The following is a 17,134-nucleotide window of genomic DNA, read 5'->3' as shown; positions in this document are numbered from 1 at the left end:
CCGTTACTGACGGGTTAACACCTTGTGTCAGTTGGCCAGCGGCTTGTACGCGCCCACGGTGATCTCACCCGTCAGCTCGGCCGTGACGGTCTGCAGACCGGTCGGCTGACCCTTCACGTAGGTGACCAGGGTGACCTCGCCCGGCCGCCGCAGGGTGTACCCGAGGGCGAACGCGTACGCCGCCCCGCCGGTGGTCCCGTTGGTGAAGGTGGTGACCGCTTTGCCGTCGAGGATCTTCGTCTCCGGCCCCACCTGGCGATGCAGGTGACCGGACAGCAGCAGCGACGCGCAACCGCGGTTCGCCGTGTCCTGGAAGGATGCCGGATCGTGGACGACGAAGGTCGAGATCCGCTTGTCCTCGGGCTGGTCGCAGGCCACGTCGGCCAGCCGCTTGGACTGCTCCACCGTCGTCTCGTCGCCTGGGGTGTCCGCGCTGCCGAGACCGGTCCTGGTCGGGTCGCTGTCGCCGAGGAACCGGATTCCCTCGACCTCGACCGGCTTGCTGTCGAGCACGGTGAACTTGTTCTTCCGCATCGCGTCCTCGATGTGCCCGCCGGCGTCGTGGTTGCCCGCGACGGCTACGACCTTGAGGTCCTTGAAGTGCTGGGCGAGCGAGTTGATGCTGAACACCTCCCACGCCTGCCCCGAGGACGAGTCGTCGCCGGCACCGATCAGTACCTTCGCCCCGGCGACCTTGGCGACCTCGGCGGCGAACGGGTCCATCCCGATGTTGTCGTGCCGGTCCGACACCAGCAGCGCGATGGTCTCCCCCTCGGCCGCCTGGTGGATCCGGCCGCCGACCCGGCTGACCCGGTCGCGGAGCTGGCCGTAGAACTCGGTACTGCGCTCGTACGTCTCGACCGCCGTACGGATGACGCCCACGCCACCGGTCGTCGAGAAGCCGGACGCGACCTCGACGCTCTTGAGGCGGTCGTCGAAGGACAGCTCGGGCAGCAGCTTCGAGAGTGGTTGCCAGGTGGTCGGGACGGCCTCGGGGGTCCGCATCGCGGCTGGGCCGAAGATCGACGCGATCGTGGTCAGCATGGCGACCAGTACGACGATCGCGCGGTGCTGTACTCGGCGTTCAGAGTTGTGGAGTGCCTTCCAGAGCTCGCGCCGGCGACGGGGACCGACCATCGCCCAGCCAGTCGCGACGATGACGGCGACCAGCAGACCTGAACCGGCGCCGGCGACGGCGTTGTCGACGGCCATCTCGCGGACGACCTGGCGGATCCGGGCGATCTCACCGTCGGGCTGGGAGGCGATCAGGGCGTCGCGGTTGAGCAGCTCGGTGAGGTTGTCGGCGTCGGTTTCCTGGATGTCGATGTTGAGGCCGAGATCTGCCGGTAGGTCGGTCTGCAGGCGCAGACGCGGCAGTACGGCCCCGAGGTCGAGAGTGGCATGGTTGTCGAAGGTCGGCGACACGGTGGCAGCGTGTGCGCCGATGGTGACGCGTTCGGAGTCGTTGGCGAAGCCGAGCAGGCCGATCGAGACCGAGACGACCAGCCAGAGCAGCACCAGCGCGGCCCACGGCGCCGCTTTGCGGACCCGGGCCCTGGTCACCAGCCGTCGAAACACGATCCCCAACCTATTGCCCGAGTTCAAACACCGCACGGTACCCACGCCGTCTGAGGGGTTAACCCCTCAAGTGGTGGGTTGCCTAGCCAGAATCTGACGAGGCAACCCACCATCTGAGGGGTTAACCCCTCAGATGTGTCAGACCACCAGGGGGCGGGCGGTGGGTGGGATGGGGGTTGGGAGGGTGGAGGAGCCGGTTAGGTGGGTGTCTACGCCGGCGGCGCAGGAGCGACCCTCGGCGATGGCCCAGACGATCAGGGACTGGCCTCGGCCCGCGTCACCGCAGGCGAAGACACCCTCGACCGAGGTCTGGTACGACTTGTCGCGCTTGACGTTGCCGCGCTCGTCCAGTTCGACGCCCAACTGCTCGAGGAATCCTTCGCGCTCCGGGCCGAGGAAGCCCATCGCCAGCAGGACGAGCTGCGCCGGGATGGTGCGCTCACTGCCCGGTACCGGGGTGAAGCGACCCTCGACGAGTTCGACCTCGACCAGGTCCAGACCGGATACGTTGCCGTCGGCATCCGCCACGAAGTTGTTGGTGGAGACCGCGTAGACGCGATCGCCGCCCTCCTCGTGCGCCGAGGCGACGCGATAGATCATCGGATACGTCGGCCAGGGCTGCCCAGCAGGCCGCTCCTCCGAAGGCCGCGGCATGATCTCCAGCTGGGTGACGCTGCGAGCACCCTGGCGGTGCGCGGTACCGAGGCAGTCGGCGCCCGTGTCACCACCACCGATGATCACCACGTCCTTGCCAGTGGCAACGATCTGGTCCTCGACCGTCTCCCCCAGCGCGACCTTGTTGGCCTGCGGCAGGTACTCCATCGCCTGGTGGATGCCGCCGAACTCGCGGCCCGGTACCGGCAGATCGCGAGCCGCCGTCGCGCCGGTGGCGATCACGACCGCGTCGTACCGCTGCTTGAGCTGCGTCCCGGTGACGTCCACGCCGACGTTGACGCCGGAGCGGAAGACGGTGCCCTCTTCCTTCATCTGCTGGATCCGGCGCTCGACCTGCACCTTCTCCATCTTGAACTCGGGGATGCCGAACCGCAGCAGTCCACCCGGCGCCGAGGCGCGCTCGTAGACAGCGACGGTATGACCGGCCCGCGTCAACTGCTGAGCCACCGCGAGGCCGGCCGGCCCGGAGCCGACGACCGCGATCGTCTTGCCGGTCAGCCATTCCGGCGGCTGGGGCCGGACGTCGCCGGCCTCCCAGGCCTTGTCGATGATCGCGACCTCGACGTTCTTGATCGTGACCGGCTCCTGGTTGATGCCGAGCACACAGGCCGGCTCACAGGGAGCCGGGCACAGCCGCCCGGTGAACTCCGGGAAGTTGTTGGTCGCGTGCAGCCGCTCGATCGCGCCGGTCCAGTCGTCACGCCAGACCAGGTCGTTCCACTCCGGGATCAGGTTGCCCAGCGGGCAGCCGGAGTGGCAGAACGGGATGCCGCAGTCCATGCAGCGGCCCGCCTGCTTGCTGATGATCGGCAGCAACGCCTTGCCGGGTCCACCGGGGTAGACCTCTTTCCAGTCCTGCTTGCGTTCCTCGACCGGGCGGCGGTCGGCGACCTCGCGCTGGGTGGTCAGGAATCCCTTGGGATCAGCCATCAGATGGCCTCCATCATCGCTCGCGTGGTGGCGTCCTCGTCCAGCCCGTCGCGTTCGGCGGCCGCCTTGGCCGCCAGAACCCGGGCGTAGTCGCGAGGCATCACCGTGGTGAAGCGGGCAGCCGCGGAGGTCCAATCCCCGAGCAGCTTCTCAGCGCGCTCGGAACCGGTCTCCTCGTGGTGCCTGCGGACCAGGTCGTGCAACAGCTCGGACTCCGCCTCGGTGAGCGGGAGCAGGTCGACCAGCTCCGGGTTCACCAGCGCGGGATCCAGATCGAGCACGTGGGCCACGCCGCCCGACATGCCCGCCGCGAAGTTCCGGCCGGTCGCGCCGATGACGACGACGCGACCACCCGTCATGTACTCGCAGGCGTGGTCGCCGACTGCTTCGACGACCGCGGTGGCACCCGAGTTCCGGACACAGAACCGTTGCCCTGCGCCACCGTTGATGAACAGCTCACCCGAGGTCGCGCCGTACGCGATCACGTTGCCGGCGATGATCTGGTCGGCCGCGTCGAACCGCGCCTCGCGGTCCGGGCGGATCACCACGCGTCCACCGGACAGGCCCTTGCCGACGTAGTCGTTGGCGTCGCCCTCCAGCCGGAGCGTGACTCCGCGCGGCACGAAGGCGGCGAACGAGTTGCCGGCCGACCCGGTGAAGGTCAGGTCGATCGTGCCGTCGGGCAGCCCGGCGGCCCGGTACTTCTTGGTGATCGCGTTGCCGAGCATGGTGCCGACCGTCCGGTTGACGTTCCGGATCGCCAGCTGCGCCCGGACCGGCTCGCCGTTGTCGATGGCCGGCGCGCAGATCCGGATCAGCTCGTTGTCGAGCGCCTTGTCGAGCCCGTGGTCCTGGGTGACGGTCTGGTGCCGCGAAGCACCCTCCGGCAGCGAAGGCACGTGCAGGATCGGCGACAGGTCCAGCCCATCGGCCTTCCAGTGGTCGACAGCGCGCTTGATGTCCAGAACCTCGGCATGCCCGATCGCCTCGTCGAGCGTGCGGAAGCCGAGCTCGGCCAGGTACTCCCGGACCTCCTCCGCGATGAACTCGAAGAAGTTGACGACGAATTCCGGCTTGCCCGCAAAGCGCTCACGCAGTACCGGGTTCTGAGTCGCGACGCCGACCGGACACGTGTCCAGGTGGCAGACGCGCATCATGATGCAGCCCGAGACGACCAGCGGAGCCGTGGCGAACCCGTACTCCTCTGCGCCGAGCAGGGCCGCGACGACCACGTCCCGGCCGGTCTTGAGCTGGCCGTCGGTCTGTACGACGATCCGGTCGCGCAACCCGTTGAGCAGCAGGGTCTGCTGCGTCTCGGCCAGACCGAGCTCCCAGGGCCCACCCGCGTGCTTCAGCGACGTCAGCGGAGCCGCACCGGTACCACCGTCGTGCCCGGAAATCAGTACGACGTCCGCGTGTGCCTTGCTCACCCCGGCCGCGATCGTGCCGACGCCGACCTCCGAGACCAGCTTCACGTGGACCCGGGCCAGCGGGTTCGCGTTCTTCAGGTCGTGGATCAGCTGAGCCAGGTCCTCGATCGAGTAGATATCGTGGTGCGGCGGCGGCGAGATCAGGCCGACGCCCGGCGTGGAGTGCCGGGTGCTGGCCACCCACGGGTACACCTTGTGCCCCGGCAGCTGACCACCTTCACCGGGCTTCGCGCCCTGCGCCATCTTGATCTGGATGTCGTCGGAGTTCGTCAGGTACTCCGACGTGACGCCGAAGCGGCCCGACGCGACCTGCTTGATCGAGCTCCGCCGGGACGGGTCGTGCAGCCGGTCGGAGTCCTCGCCGCCCTCACCGGTGTTCGACTTGCCACCGAGCTGGTTCATCGCGATCGCGAGCGTGGTGTGCGCCTCGGCGCTGATCGAGCCGTAGCTCATCGCACCCGTCGAGAACCGCTTGACGATCGCCGACACCGGCTCGACCTCGTCGATCGAGATCGGCCCACGATCCGACTTGAAGCCGAACAGGCCGCGCAGCGTCATCAGCCGCTCCGACTGCTCGTCGACGCGGGCCGTGTACTGCTTGAAGATGTCGTACCGCCCCGTGCGGGTCGAGTGCTGCAACCGGAACACGGTCTCGGGGTCGAACAGGTGCGGCTCGCCCTCACGCCGCCACTGGTACTCGCCACCGACGTCGAGCTTGCGGTGCGCGCTGACGATGCCGTCGGCCGGGTACGCCCGCAGGTGCCGGCGCCTGACCTCCTCGGCGATGACGTCGAGACCGATGCCGCCGAGCTTGGACGACGTGCCGGTGAAGTACTCCTCGACCAGGTCCGGGGACAGGCCGTTGGCCTCGAAGATCTGCGCGCCCGTGTACGACGCGACGGTGGAGACGCCCATCTTGGACATCACCTTGAGCACGCCCTTGCCCAGCGACTTCACCAGGTTGCGGACGGCCTGCTCGGGCTCGATACCGGGCAGGTACGTACCGCGGCGGCAGAGGTCCTCGACGGACTCCAGCGCCAGGTACGGGTTGACGCCGGCCGCGCCGTACCCCATCAGCAGGGCGACGTGGTGCACCTCGCGGACGTCGCCGGCTTCGACGACCAGACCGACCTGGGTGCGGGTCTTCTCCCTCACCAGGTGGTGATGAACCGCGGCGGTCAGCAGCAGCGACGGGATCGGCGCGTTCTCGGCGTTCGAGTGGCGGTCGGACAGGACCAGGATGCGGGCGCCCTGAGCGATCGCCTCGTCGGCCTCGGCGCAGATCTCGTCGAGCCGGGCCTTGAGCGACGCGCCGCCGCCCTCGACCTCGTAGTGACCGCGCAGCACGGTCGTCGCGAGGCCGGGCAGGTCACCGTCCAGGTTGATGTGGCGGAGCTTCGCCAGCTCGTCGTTGGTGAGCACCGGGAAGGGCAGCACCACCTGACGGCAGGAGGCAGGACCCGGGTTGAGCAGGTTCGCCTCCGGCCCCAGCGACGACGACAGCGAGGTGACGAGCTCCTCGCGGATCGCGTCCAGCGGCGGGTTGGTGACCTGTGCGAACAACTGCGCGAAGTAGTCGAACAGCAGCCGCGGCCGGTCGCTCAGGACGGCGATCGGGGTGTCGGTACCCATCGAGCCGATCGGCTCGGCACCGGACTTGGCCATCGGGGTGAGCAGGATGCGCAGCTCCTCCTCGGTGTACCCGAAGACCTGCTGGCGCCGGGTGACCGAGGCGTGGCTGTGGACGACGTGCTCGCGCTCGTGCAGGTCGTCGAACCGGATCAGGCCGGCGTGCAGCCATTCGTCGTACGGGTTCTCGCCGGCCAGCGCCGACTTCACCTCGTTGTCAGTGATGATCCGGTGGCCCTCGACGTCGACCAGGAAGATCTTGCCCGGCTCGAGCCGGCCCTTCTGGACCACGGTCGCCGGGTCGATGTCCAGTACGCCCGCTTCGGACGCCAGTACGACCAAGCCGTCATCGGTGACCCAGTACCGCGAAGGGCGCAGGCCGTTGCGGTCGAGGACCGCGCCGACCTTCGTACCGTCGGAGAAGACGACCGAGGCCGGTCCGTCCCACGGCTCCATCAGGGTCGAGTGGAACTCGTAGAAAGCGCGGCGCTTGGGATCCATCGTGGTGGCGTTCTCCCACGCCTCCGGGATCATCATCAGCATGGCGTGCGGCAGCGAGCGGCCGCCGAGGTGGAGCAGCTCCAGCACCTCGTCGAACGAGGCGGAGTCGGACGCTCCCGGCGTACAGATCGGGTAGAGCTGCTCCAGGTCGCCCGGGATCAGGTCGCTGGCCAGCAGTGCCTCGCGGGCGCGCATCCAGTTCCGGTTGCCCTGCACGGTGTTGATCTCGCCGTTGTGGGCGATGTACCGGTACGGGTGGGCCAGCGGCCAGGAGGGGAACGTGTTGGTGGAGAACCGGCTGTGCACGACGCCGATCGCCGAGGCGAGGTCGGGGTCGGTCAGCTCGGGGAAGAACTTGTCCAGCTGGTCGGTGGTCAGCATCCCCTTGTAGGTGATGGTGCGGCTCGACAGCGACGGGAAGTAGGTCTCGGTCTCCTTCTCGGCGCGCTTGCGCAGCCGGAAGGCCATCCGCTCCAGCGCCAGGCCGAGCACGCGACCGCCCTTGGCCGCCACGAACAGTTGGCGGAACACCGGCATCACCGAACGCGCGGTGGCGCCCAGCAGGTCCGGGGTGGTCGGCATCTCGCGCCAGCCCAGAACGGCCAGGTTCTCCTCGGCCGCCAGCTCCTCGATCCGGGCGATCGCCTTGGAGGCGTCGTCGGGATCCTGCGGGAGGAAGGCGATACCGGTCGCGTAGCTGCGGGCGACCGGAAGCTCGAAGTCGCACACCTTGCGGTAGTACGCGTCCGGGATCTGGATCAGAATGCCGGCGCCGTCGCCGGAGTCCGGCTCGGCACCCGAAGCACCACGGTGCTCGAGATTGCGCAGGGCGGTCAAAGCCTTGGCCACGATGTCGTGGCTCGGTTCACCGGTGAGGGTTGCTACGAAGGCCACACCACACGCGTCGTGCTCGTGGCGTCCGTCGTACAGGCCCTCGCTGGGGAATGGGGGGCGACCATACATCTAGGGGCTCCCGTCGTCCTACGGTCAACTGCTGGCCGCGGGACAACATTGGCCCAAGCCGGGAGTCCCGAGACTACCTCATGACGACCATCAGGTGGACTCTCATCCCACCGCCGGAACGCCTTTCACAGTCCACAATCGCACTGCCGTCACGCGTTGTAAGCAAGCGCTCACTGCGCCTTCACCCATGGTGACATCCTGCGGTTGAATCCGGGTGCTGAACTTCCCACCAAAACCCGACTGGCAGCCGCTCCCATCTAGCCGATCCCCCGCGTACCCGCCGCCGCTCGCTGCGGCAGCCGCTGGCCGCAGTTGCCTGGCCAGCCAAGGTGCTGAAGGCGGCCGTACCGAGCAACAGGCAGTCCTCGCCGGCGAAGGCTTGAGGCGGACGTCGGTAGGCGGCGGGCGGGGCGGGAGGGAGGACTACTGCCTGCTGTTGCGTACAGACTCCCCCGGCGGTGCGGTGCCCGACGCGTGCCGGGCCTTCACCGGTGGGCCGGGGCACCGAGTCGCCCGTGCATAGCAACAGGACGTCCGCGCTGGCGAGGGCCATTGTCGAGCGTGCGTCGGCGGTGGGCAGGGCCGATGGCAGGACTACTGCCTGTCGTTGCGTACAGGCTCATGTGTGTCCCCGACAGGCGACGAACCCGACCAGGGCACCCACCCGCGACGCGGGACCGGCGGCACCGCGCTATGCGGGACCGGGAAAGGGGTGGGTGGGAGCACCCGAGCGGGGATCGACGAAGACAGCGAGCGGCGGCGGGGGCTTGGGGATGGGCTGGGTGGGGGTGGAATGGGCGGGTTTGTTGGGTGGTTTGGTGGTAGATCTTGTGGGATGGAGTGGGAGCCGGAGGGTGATTGGACTGCGCTCACCGTGGGGACGGGGGTTTCTAACGGTGGGGTTTGGTTGACGCCGGATGGGATGGTGGTTAAGCGGCTGCTGCCGGGGGTTGGGCGGGTGGATCACTATGCGTACTGGCGGCGGCAGGCTGAGGTGGCTGGTAGTGGGGTGGTTGAGCGGACTGTCGGGTTGCGGGGGCCTCGGTGTGTGAAGGTGGAGAGCGATCCGGGCGGGGTGACCGTTTGGAGTGCGGCGGTTGAGGCTGTGGGGCTTGAGGCGGTGGAGTTGGCGGGAGCTGTGGGGCGGTTCGGGCTGAATGAGTTCGAGCGGGCGGAGTGGTTCGCGCGGCGGATTCTGCGGGATCGGCTGGCGGGTGATGAGGATGGGGTCGGGTGGGGACGGCTGACCCAAGTGGAGCTGTTGCCGGGTGGGGTTCGGCGGGATTGTGCGAGGTTGTGGGAGCGGCGGTACGAGCTGCTGGATGAGCTCGATCGGTTGCCGCAGCAGGTGGTGCATGGGGACGCGCATCCGGTGAATCTGATCGGGCGCGAGGGCGACGACGTGGTGGCGGTCGACTGGGAGCAGTTCGGGGTGGGGCCGTTGGGGTTCGATCTCGGGTATCTGGTGGTGTCCACCGAAGCGGCGATCGACGAGTTGCTGGCGGCGTACCAGAGTGGCAGTCAGGAGCGCTGGCCGAGTGATGCCGTGAGGCGTGGGGCGGTGTTGACTGCGGCGATCACGGTGGTCGCCCGGGCGGCTTGGTCGCTCAGGCAGGACGAGCCGGGTGATCATAGCGAGCGGCTGTGCCGGTTGGATCAGGTGGTCGCGGAGGCTGCTCGCCAGGCTTTGTAGAAGGCCGGGTAGCTCAGGTACCTCGTCGTGACGGCTTCCTGCAGTACGGCGTACAGGGCGTCGGAGCCGTTGAAGGCCGGGCGGTCGAGGGTGCCGTCGGCGAGGAAGATCAGCGCGGTGCGGGCCATCACGAAGGCGGTGGTGCGGTCGTCGATCGGGGCGCCGAGCGATAGCTCCTCGGGGGCCATGAACCGGGACGAGCCGAACATCCGGCCCATGTCGTTGCGGTAGGCACCGAGTTGGTAGTCGTCGAGGTCCATCGCGGTGAGCTGGCGGGTGCCGAAGTCGTAGAGCAGCGAGCCGTCGTAGAAGTCGCCTTCGACCCAGCCTTGCGTGGTGAGCAGGTCGTGCAGGTCGAAGAGCTGGTCGAGCGCGGCGGTGAGCTGGTCGACGGGGAGGGCGCGGAAGCGCTGGAACGCACTGGTGGGATCGTCCTGGCGGGTGCCGAGGTGTTCGCCGTCGCGCCATTCGTAGACGAGCGCTGGGCCGGCGGGCGACTCGATCAGGCCGTGGTACTCCGGTAGCAGCGGATGAGCGACGGCCTCGGCAAGTCTCGCCGCGTTCCGGAGACCGGCCTCGCGTCGCTCGAACTTGGCGAACGGCTCGGGGTCGGCCGGGTCGCCGGCGGTTTTGACGAAGTACCGCTGGCCGGCGACCTGTACGCCGTACGAGACGTTGCCGGAGTCTTGCGTCTTGGCGCCGAAGCGCGCGAACACCTCACCGAATCGGTGGACGAAGACATCTGGCCGCTCGTCGATCGCCGCAGGAAACACCCACGCGACACTAGCCGATGCCGGGTCCGACCAAGGTGCCGACGCCGTAGGTGAGGGCTGCCGCCGCGCCGCCCAGGAGGAGTTGGCGGAGGCCGGAGTACCACCAGGAGCGGGATGTGACGCGGCTGACGACTGCACCGCAGATGAAGAGTGCGGTGAGGGACATGATCAAGGCGGGGATTACTGAGTTGGCGCCCAGGAGGTATGGGAGGAGTGGGATCAGGGCGCCTACTGCGAAGCAGATGAAGCTCGAAGCTGCGGCGACGACCGGTGAGGGGAGATCGTTGGGGTCGATGCCCAGTTCTTCGCGGACGTGTTCTTCCAGTGCCTGGTCGGGGTTGGCGTGGAACTGCTTGGCGACCTTGTCGGCCAGGTCTGCGTCGAGGCCCTTTTGCTGATAGGTCGCGGAGAGTTCGCGTTCCTCGTCGACGGGGTGGCGCTGGATTTCTCGGCGTTCTACGTCGATCTCGGCTCTGGCTAGTTCGCGTTGGGAGGCAACCGACGTGTACTCCCCTGCCGCCATCGAGAACGCGCCGGCTGCCAGACCGGCCAGGCCTGCGAGGACGATGAACTTGGAGCCGCTGTCGGTGCCGCCGTCCATGCCGGCGATCAGGGCGAAGTTGGAGACCAGGCCGTCCACGGCGCCGAAGACGGCTGGTCTCAGCCACCCACCGGTTACGTCGCGGTGGGTGTGGTCGCCGGAGTGTTCGGCGGAGATCTCAGTCACGAGGTCCGTCTGTTGAGTCGACCTTCAAGTCACCGTCGACCGGGCTGTGCGGGCCGGTCTCTTCGATCACATTCGACTCGGTGGTCGGGTTTGTCTCGACCGCCGGAGACGAGCCTGGTGTGGGTTCGTCGGCGGCGGAGTTGGTGGAATCTTCAGCGGCCACTTCGGAGGTGCTGGTGGTTGGGTTTGCTTCAACCGCCGAGGACGAGGCTGGTGCGGGTTCGTCGGCGGCGGAGTTGGGTGTAGCGATATCCGCGTTGGTGGGGGTAGTGGGCTGAGCCGTGGTTGTTGCGGCGGAGATGTCTTCCTGGCCTGGCTTGCGGAGGGTCGCGAGGATGAAGTAGGCGACCGCTAGGACGAACATGATCATCGAGGTCCACACGTTGAGGCGGAGGCCGGCGAACTCGTTGACCGTGTCGATGCGGAGGTTTTCGATCCAGGCGCGGCCGGCGGTGTAGCCGGCGACGTACAGGGCGAAGGCCCGGCCGTGGCCCAGTTTGAAGCGGCGGTCGATCAGGATGACCAGCGCGATCACGCCCAGGTTCCAGATGGCTTCGTACAGGAACGTCGGGTGGAAGGTGGCGAAGTCCTTGAAGCCGTCGGGGCGGTGGTTGAAGTCGATCTGCAGGCCCCACCAGTGGTTCGTCGGGCGGCCGAAGAGTTCCTGGTTGAAGTAGTTTCCGAACCGGCCGACCACCTGGGCCAGCGCGATCCCGGGCGCCATCACGTCAGCGACCGCGAGGAACGGCACCTTGTGGCGGCGGCAGGCGATCCAGGCGCCGAGGCAGCCGAAGCCGACGGCGCCCCAGATGCCGAGCCCGCCGTGCCAGATCTTCAGCGCGTCGATCGGGTGCTTGCCTTCACCGAAGTACAGCTCGGCATCGGTGATCACATGGTAGATCCGCGCCCCGACCAGGCCGAACGGCACCGCCCACATGATGATGTCGGCGAGCACCTCCGGCGAGCCGCCGCGGGCGATCCAGCGCCGGCGGCCCAGCCAGTAGCCGGCGAAGATGCCGATCAGGATGCAGATGGCGTACGCACGCAGCGGCAGCGGGCCGAGGTGCCAGACGCCCTGGCTGGGACTGGGGATGAACGCCGGGATGATCACGGCGGGCACGAGACTAAACATGGCAGTCGGACCCTACTCGACCCGCCCCGATCGCGACCACCAACCCCGTGGTCACGATCGGGAGACGGAGCGTCAGCTGATCCCGCTGATGGCCGCCTTGAGGCCGTCGACGGTGAGTTGGTCACCCTGCAGCATCTTGTCGTTCACGAACACGGTGGGGGTGCCTTCCACCTTCTTGTCGTTGGACGCCTTGTTGATCGACTCCAGCCAGCTCGCGTAGCTGTTGTCCTTGATCGCGGCCTCGAACTTGGCGTCGTCGATGCCGAGCTTCTTGCCCAGCTCGATCAGCTGGTCCTCGGTCCACGCCTTGGTGAAGTCGGCGTAGATCTCGTCGGCGTAGCTCAGCGCCTTGCCGCTCGCGGCGGCCGCGGCGAACGCGTTGGCCAGCCGGGGCGAGGCGCCGGGGTTGACGAACTTCAGCGGCCAGTACGTGAGCGTGACCGTGCCGTCCTCGACCAGCTCGTCGAGTACCGGCCCGGTCTCCTTCTCGAACTCCGCGCAGTGCGGGCAGCGGAAGTCCAGGAAGAGGTCGACGTTCGTCGTCGCGCTGTCCTTGCCGACCTTGACGCCTTCGCCGTTGGTCCCCGGGCCGGTGATTACGGCCGGCTCGGGCCGCCCGTTGGACGTCACGTCGACCGACGAGTGCTTGCGCCAGTAGTCGACTCCGACGGCCGCGACGATCGCCAGCACCACCACGCCGACGACAACGATCAGCCCGACCGGTACCCGGCGCTTCGGCGGCTCCACCACCAGCGGACTGGCGGGCCTCTTCTTCTTGCTGTTGGTCACGACGCGACGACTCCTGTCGAGGATTCCGATTCGAGGGCGAACCTGCTGAGCGGGTTCACGAACAGCCAGCCCGCCACCACCAGCAGCCCCACGTCCCGCAGGATCTCCTGCAGGTACTTCGTATCGCCGGGCGCGACCTGACCGCCACCGCCGAAGCAGCCGCAGTCGATCGCCAGCCCACGAGCCCAGGCCGACGACACCGCGGCGATGAACAGCACCATGAAGACACCGGCCGCCACCGCGGCGGCCCGGACACCGTAGCCGACGATCAGCAGCAGCCCGATCCCGATCTCCAGGAACGGCAGCAGCAGCCCGACCACCCCGTCGAACCCCTCGGGCAGCAGTTCATAAGCCCGGACAGCCTGAGTGGCCGCCTCCGGATCGGTCACCTTCAGCGCGCCGGCGACCAGCATCACCCCACCCAGCAGCAGCCGCGCGGCCAGCGACACCCAGAGCTTCACTGGTTGTCCTCCACCAACTTGCCGAAGTCGTGCGCCAGATCACCGATCGCTGCGTTCGACAGCCAGAGCACCCCGGCCTTGTCGTTCTTGCCGAAGCCGAGCACCTGCGCGCCGTGGCCGACCTCGTACCCACCCGAGGGCAGCTTCTGCATCCCCTCGACCGGTACGCCGACCGCCTTGGCGATGTCCTTGATCGAGTCCAGTCCCCCGGTGAGCCCGACGAACGACGGGTCGAACCGATCCAGGTACTTCCGGATCACCGGCCCCGTGTCACGCGCCGGGTCGGTGGTGATGAACAGCAACTGCACCTGATCCCGCACCGACTCGTCGAGCTTCGTCAGCGCCGACGCCACGTCGGCCATCACGGTCGGGCACACGTCCGGACAGTTGGTGTACCCGAAGAAGACCAGTGTGACCGGCTTCTTCGTCGAGGTGACCAGGTTGAAGTCGTTGCCCGACGTGTCGGTCAGCACCTTGGCCGGCAGCGCGTACGGCCGGTCCAACGTTGCCCCCCGCAACCCGCTCGGATCACCTGCCGGGGTACGGATGATCGCCCCGCCGGGGTTGTTGGCCGTCTGCTTCTGTCCGCCACTGCAGCCCACAAGGGCAAGCAGAGCCACCGCGGCGAGGAAAACAGCCGCGTTCCTGGTTCGACTCACAGGCGGTTCAACGATCAACGGGCTTGCGTGGTTCCCGCCGGACTCCCTCGGCGAGATCTTCCGTGAGAGCCCGTACGCCGGCCGGGCCGCCCGCGTCGAGTGCCTTCACGAAGGCCGAGCCGACGATCACCGCGTCCGCGTACTCCGCGATGGCGGCGGCCTGGTCCCCGTTCGAGACGCCGAGCCCGACGCCGACCGGCAACCCGGTCGCCGCCTTCGTCCGGGCGACCAACGGCGCCGCCAGGTCGGAGGTCTGGTCGCGAGCCCCGGTGACGCCCATCACGGCCGTCGCGTACACGAACCCCCGGCAGTTGCCGGTCGTCATCGCGATCCGCGCGTCCGTCGAGGACGGCGAGACCAGGAACACCTTGTCCAGCTCGTTCTTGTCGGCCGCCGCGATCCACTCGGCGCCCTCGTCGGGGACCAGGTCGGGCGTGATCAGCCCCGCTCCCCCGGCCGCCTTGAAGTCGACGGCGAACCGGTCCACGCCGTACCGCTCGATCGGGTTCCAGTACGTCATCACGAGCACCGGGACGTCGGAGTACGCCGCGAGCTTCTCGACCGTGGCCAGGACGTCGCGGATCTTCAGCCCACCGGCCAGCGCGACCTCGGCGGCCCGCTGGATGGTGACGCCGTCCATCACCGGGTCGGTGTACGGCAGGCCGATCTCGAGCACGTCGGCGCCACCGTCGACGAGCGCCTTGATCGCGTCGACCCCGCCGTCGATGCTCGGGTAACCGGCCGGCAGGTAGCCGACCAGCGCGGCCCGGCCCTCGTCGTTCGCCTTCCGGATCGCGGTCCCGGCGTTGCCCAAGGCAACCATTTCGGAGCTCATGCCTTGCCGTTCCCGTCGATCAGGCCGAACCATTCGCCGGCCGTGTCCATGTCCTTGTCACCGCGTCCCGACAGGCAGACCAGCACGGTCGCGTCGGGGCCGAGCTCCTTGACGATCTCGAGCGTGCCCGCGATCGCATGCGCCGACTCGATCGCCGGGATGATGCCCTCGGTGCGGGCGAGCAGCCGGAACGACTCCATCGCGTCCGCGTCCGACACCGGCCGGTACGACGCTCGCCCGGTCTCCGCCAGCCACGAATGCTCAGGACCGACACCTGGGTAGTCCAGCCCGGCCGAGATCGAATGCGACTCGATCGTCTGGCCGTCCTCGTCCTGCAACAGGTAGGACCGGGCGCCATGCAAAACGCCGACCTGCCCGGCGGTGATCGTCGCCGCGTGCCGACCGGTCTCGTACCCGTCGCCACCGGCCTCGATGCCGTACAGCTTCACGTCGGTGTCGGGCACGAAGGCGGCGAACAGGCCGATCGCGTTCGAGCCGCCGCCGACGCAGGCGACCGCAGCGTCGGGCAGCCGACCGAGTAGCTCGAGCGACTGCGCCCGGGCCTCGTCGCCGATGCCGCGGACGAAGTCACGGACCATCGCGGGGAACGGGTGGCCGCCGGCCGCAGTACCGAGCAGGTAGTGGGTGTTGTCGACGCTGGAGACCCAGTCGCGCAGGGCCTCGTTGATCGCGTCCTTGAGCGTGCGGCTGCCGGTCTTGACCGGGATCACCTCGGCGCCGAGCAGCTTCATCCGGGCGACGTTCAGCGCCTGGCGCTCGGTGTCGACCTCGCCCATGTAGACGACGCATTCGAGGTCCAGGTAGGCGCAGGCAGTCGCCGTGGCGACACCGTGCTGGCCGGCGCCGGTCTCGGCGATCACGCGGGTCTTGCCCATCCGCTTGGTGAGCAGCGCCTGGCCGAGCACGTTGCGGATCTTGTGAGCGCCGGTGTGGTTGAGGTCCTCGCGCTTGAGCAGGATCCGGGCGCCGGCCACCTCGGACAGCCGGGTCGCGTCGTACAGCAGGCTCGGGACGCCGGCGTACTCGCGCAGCATCCGGTCGAACTCGCCGGTGAACTCGGGGTCGGCCATCGCTTCCTGCCAGGCGACCGTCAGCTCGTCGAGCGGCGCGATCAGCGCCTCCGGCATGAACCTGCCGCCGAAGCGGCCGAAGTGCCCGAGCTGATCAGGCAACACAGCAGTCATTCCAAGCCTCCAGAGAGAGTTTCCCCTGCTATTGCAGGGGAAACCCGACGTCTAGTGACGCTGCTGGATGGCGGGGTGCGATCCCGCAGCGACGAGATCGGCGACCGAGGCCCGCGGATCGCGGCCGGTCACCAGGGTTTCACCGACGAGGACGACATCGGCCCCGGCGCGCGCGAACTCGATTACATCATGCGGACCACGCACACCGGACTCCGCCACCCGGATCAGGTTGGTCGGGATCACCGGCGCGACCCGCGCGAAGGTCGAACGGTCCACCTCCAGCGTCTTCAGGTTGCGGTTGTTGACGCCGATCACCTGGGCCCCCGCGTCCACCGCACGCAGGGTCTCTTCCTCGTCGTGCACCTCGACCAGCGGGGTCAGCCCGATCGACGTGGCCCGCTCGATCAGCGAGACCAGCGCCTCCTGCTCGAGCGCCGCGACGATCAGCAGGATCATGTCGGCACCGGCTGCCCGGGCCTCCCAGAGCTGGTACGAGGAGACCACGAAGTCCTTGCGCAGCACCGGCACGTCGACCCGGCCGCGGACCGCGCGGAGGTCGTCCAGGCTGCCACCGAACCGGCGCTTCTCGGTCAGCACGCTGATCGCGGCCGCGCCGCCCTCGGCGTACTCCGACGCGAGCGCCGCCGGGTCGTCGATGTCGGCCAGCGCGCCCTTGGACGGGCTGGACCGCTTCACCTCGGCGATGATCGCGATCCCGTCGCCGCGGAAGACCGGCATCGGGTCCTTGGCGTCCGGTTTGCGCTGGGCTTCCAGCTTGAGGTCGTCCAGGCTGACCAGCGCCTGGCGCTCCGCGAGGTCCTCCCGGACCCCGGCGAGGATGTCGTCAAGCACAGTCATATCGGTTCCGTCCGTCAGGAGTGGTCGCTGGACTTGGCACCGAAGCCGAGCAGCTGCATCACCTTGCCGACCAGGCCGCCGGCGACGGCGATCCCGACCGAGATCCAGAACAACAGCCAGTTCGGGCCCATCACCATCGCGATGGCTCCGAGGGTGAAGCCCACCAGCACGATCACCACGGCGGTCCACGCCGCCGGAGTGCTGCCGTGCAGGCCGCCCGCGTGAGCTTCGTCGCTCTCGTACGTCACCGCTTGATCCGTGGTCGTATTGTCCATCGTTGGGCCACTCCTCGTCGT

General features: G+C 68.3%; 14 protein-coding genes. 1 reads left to right on the top strand and 13 read right to left on the bottom strand.

What is annotated here, in order from left to right:
• Positions 1 to 27: 27 nt before the first annotated feature.
• The 3 genes from AB0M15_RS15350 to gltB all read right to left on the bottom strand — a co-directional run bounded on the left by AB0M15_RS15350 (position 28) and on the right by gltB (position 7,706).
• Positions 28 to 1,578, bottom strand: coding sequence for a metallophosphoesterase (locus AB0M15_RS15350; RefSeq protein ID WP_363818261.1), 1,551 nt, complete (start codon positions 1,576 to 1,578; stop codon positions 28 to 30).
• Between the two features lie 138 nt (positions 1,579 to 1,716).
• Positions 1,717 to 3,183 (bottom strand): glutamate synthase subunit beta, encoded by a 1,467-nt coding sequence (locus AB0M15_RS15345; RefSeq protein WP_363818259.1) that lies wholly within the window; start codon positions 3,181 to 3,183, stop codon positions 1,717 to 1,719.
• Positions 3,183 to 7,706 carry a glutamate synthase large subunit gene (gene gltB / locus AB0M15_RS15340; protein ID WP_363818257.1) on the bottom strand — a complete coding sequence of 1,508 codons (4,524 nt, stop codon included), beginning with the start codon at positions 7,704 to 7,706 and terminating at the stop codon, positions 3,183 to 3,185. Before gltB ends, AB0M15_RS15345 begins: the two co-directional genes overlap by 1 nt.
• Positions 7,707 to 8,664: 958 nt before the next feature.
• Between gltB and AB0M15_RS15335 the strand changes: the two genes are divergently transcribed.
• Positions 8,665 to 9,399 (top strand): phosphotransferase, encoded by a 735-nt coding sequence (locus AB0M15_RS15335; protein WP_363818255.1) that lies wholly within the window; start codon positions 8,665 to 8,667, stop codon positions 9,397 to 9,399.
• Here the strand turns inward: AB0M15_RS15335 and AB0M15_RS15330 are convergent.
• From AB0M15_RS15330 to AB0M15_RS15285, 10 genes are all read right to left on the bottom strand, one after another.
• Positions 9,363 to 10,172 (bottom strand): hypothetical protein, encoded by an 810-nt coding sequence (locus AB0M15_RS15330; RefSeq protein WP_363818251.1) that lies wholly within the window; start codon positions 10,170 to 10,172, stop codon positions 9,363 to 9,365. The genes AB0M15_RS15335 and AB0M15_RS15330 overlap by 37 nt on opposite strands.
• 10 nt (positions 10,173 to 10,182) lie before the next feature.
• Positions 10,183 to 10,899 (bottom strand): VIT1/CCC1 transporter family protein, encoded by a 717-nt coding sequence (locus AB0M15_RS15325; RefSeq protein ID WP_363818248.1) that lies wholly within the window; start codon positions 10,897 to 10,899, stop codon positions 10,183 to 10,185.
• Positions 10,892 to 12,019, bottom strand: coding sequence for a prolipoprotein diacylglyceryl transferase (lgt, locus tag AB0M15_RS15320; protein ID WP_363818245.1), 1,128 nt, complete (start codon positions 12,017 to 12,019; stop codon positions 10,892 to 10,894). Before lgt ends, AB0M15_RS15325 begins: the two co-directional genes overlap by 8 nt.
• A gap of 84 nt (positions 12,020 to 12,103) precedes the next feature.
• On the bottom strand, positions 12,104 to 12,820 hold the full coding sequence (locus AB0M15_RS15315; RefSeq protein WP_363818242.1) for a thioredoxin domain-containing protein: 717 nt from the start codon (positions 12,818 to 12,820) through the stop codon (positions 12,104 to 12,106).
• A complete protein-coding gene (locus AB0M15_RS15310; protein ID WP_363818239.1) occupies positions 12,817 to 13,281 on the bottom strand; it encodes a MauE/DoxX family redox-associated membrane protein in 465 nt (154 codons plus the stop codon). Before AB0M15_RS15310 ends, AB0M15_RS15315 begins: the two co-directional genes overlap by 4 nt.
• On the bottom strand, positions 13,278 to 13,940 hold the full coding sequence (locus AB0M15_RS15305) for an SCO family protein (RefSeq protein ID WP_363818236.1): 663 nt from the start codon (positions 13,938 to 13,940) through the stop codon (positions 13,278 to 13,280). The genes AB0M15_RS15310 and AB0M15_RS15305 overlap by 4 nt, the downstream gene beginning before the upstream one ends.
• A gap of 7 nt (positions 13,941 to 13,947) precedes the next feature.
• Positions 13,948 to 14,775, bottom strand: a complete 828-nt coding sequence (gene trpA, locus AB0M15_RS15300) for a tryptophan synthase subunit alpha (protein WP_363818233.1) — start codon at positions 14,773 to 14,775, stop codon at positions 13,948 to 13,950.
• Positions 14,772 to 15,980 (bottom strand): tryptophan synthase subunit beta, encoded by a 1,209-nt coding sequence (gene trpB / locus AB0M15_RS15295; protein WP_363818230.1) that lies wholly within the window; start codon positions 15,978 to 15,980, stop codon positions 14,772 to 14,774. Before trpB ends, trpA begins: the two co-directional genes overlap by 4 nt.
• A 51-nt stretch (positions 15,981 to 16,031) precedes the next feature.
• Complete coding sequence (gene trpC, locus AB0M15_RS15290) at positions 16,032 to 16,838, bottom strand: indole-3-glycerol phosphate synthase TrpC (protein ID WP_343977734.1); 807 nt, start codon at positions 16,836 to 16,838, stop codon at positions 16,032 to 16,034.
• Positions 16,839 to 16,852: 14 nt separating this feature from the next.
• The gene (locus AB0M15_RS15285; protein WP_164596673.1) at positions 16,853 to 17,113 is read right to left on the bottom strand and encodes an HGxxPAAW family protein; all 261 of its coding nucleotides are present in this window, start codon (positions 17,111 to 17,113) and stop codon (positions 16,853 to 16,855) included.
• Positions 17,114 to 17,134: the final 21 nt, after the last annotated feature.

This window comes from Kribbella sp. NPDC051718 (assembly GCF_040681515.1).
GTDB lineage: Bacteria > Actinomycetota > Actinomycetes > Propionibacteriales > Kribbellaceae > Kribbella.
This window is presented reverse-complemented; position numbering and strand designations above follow the sequence as displayed.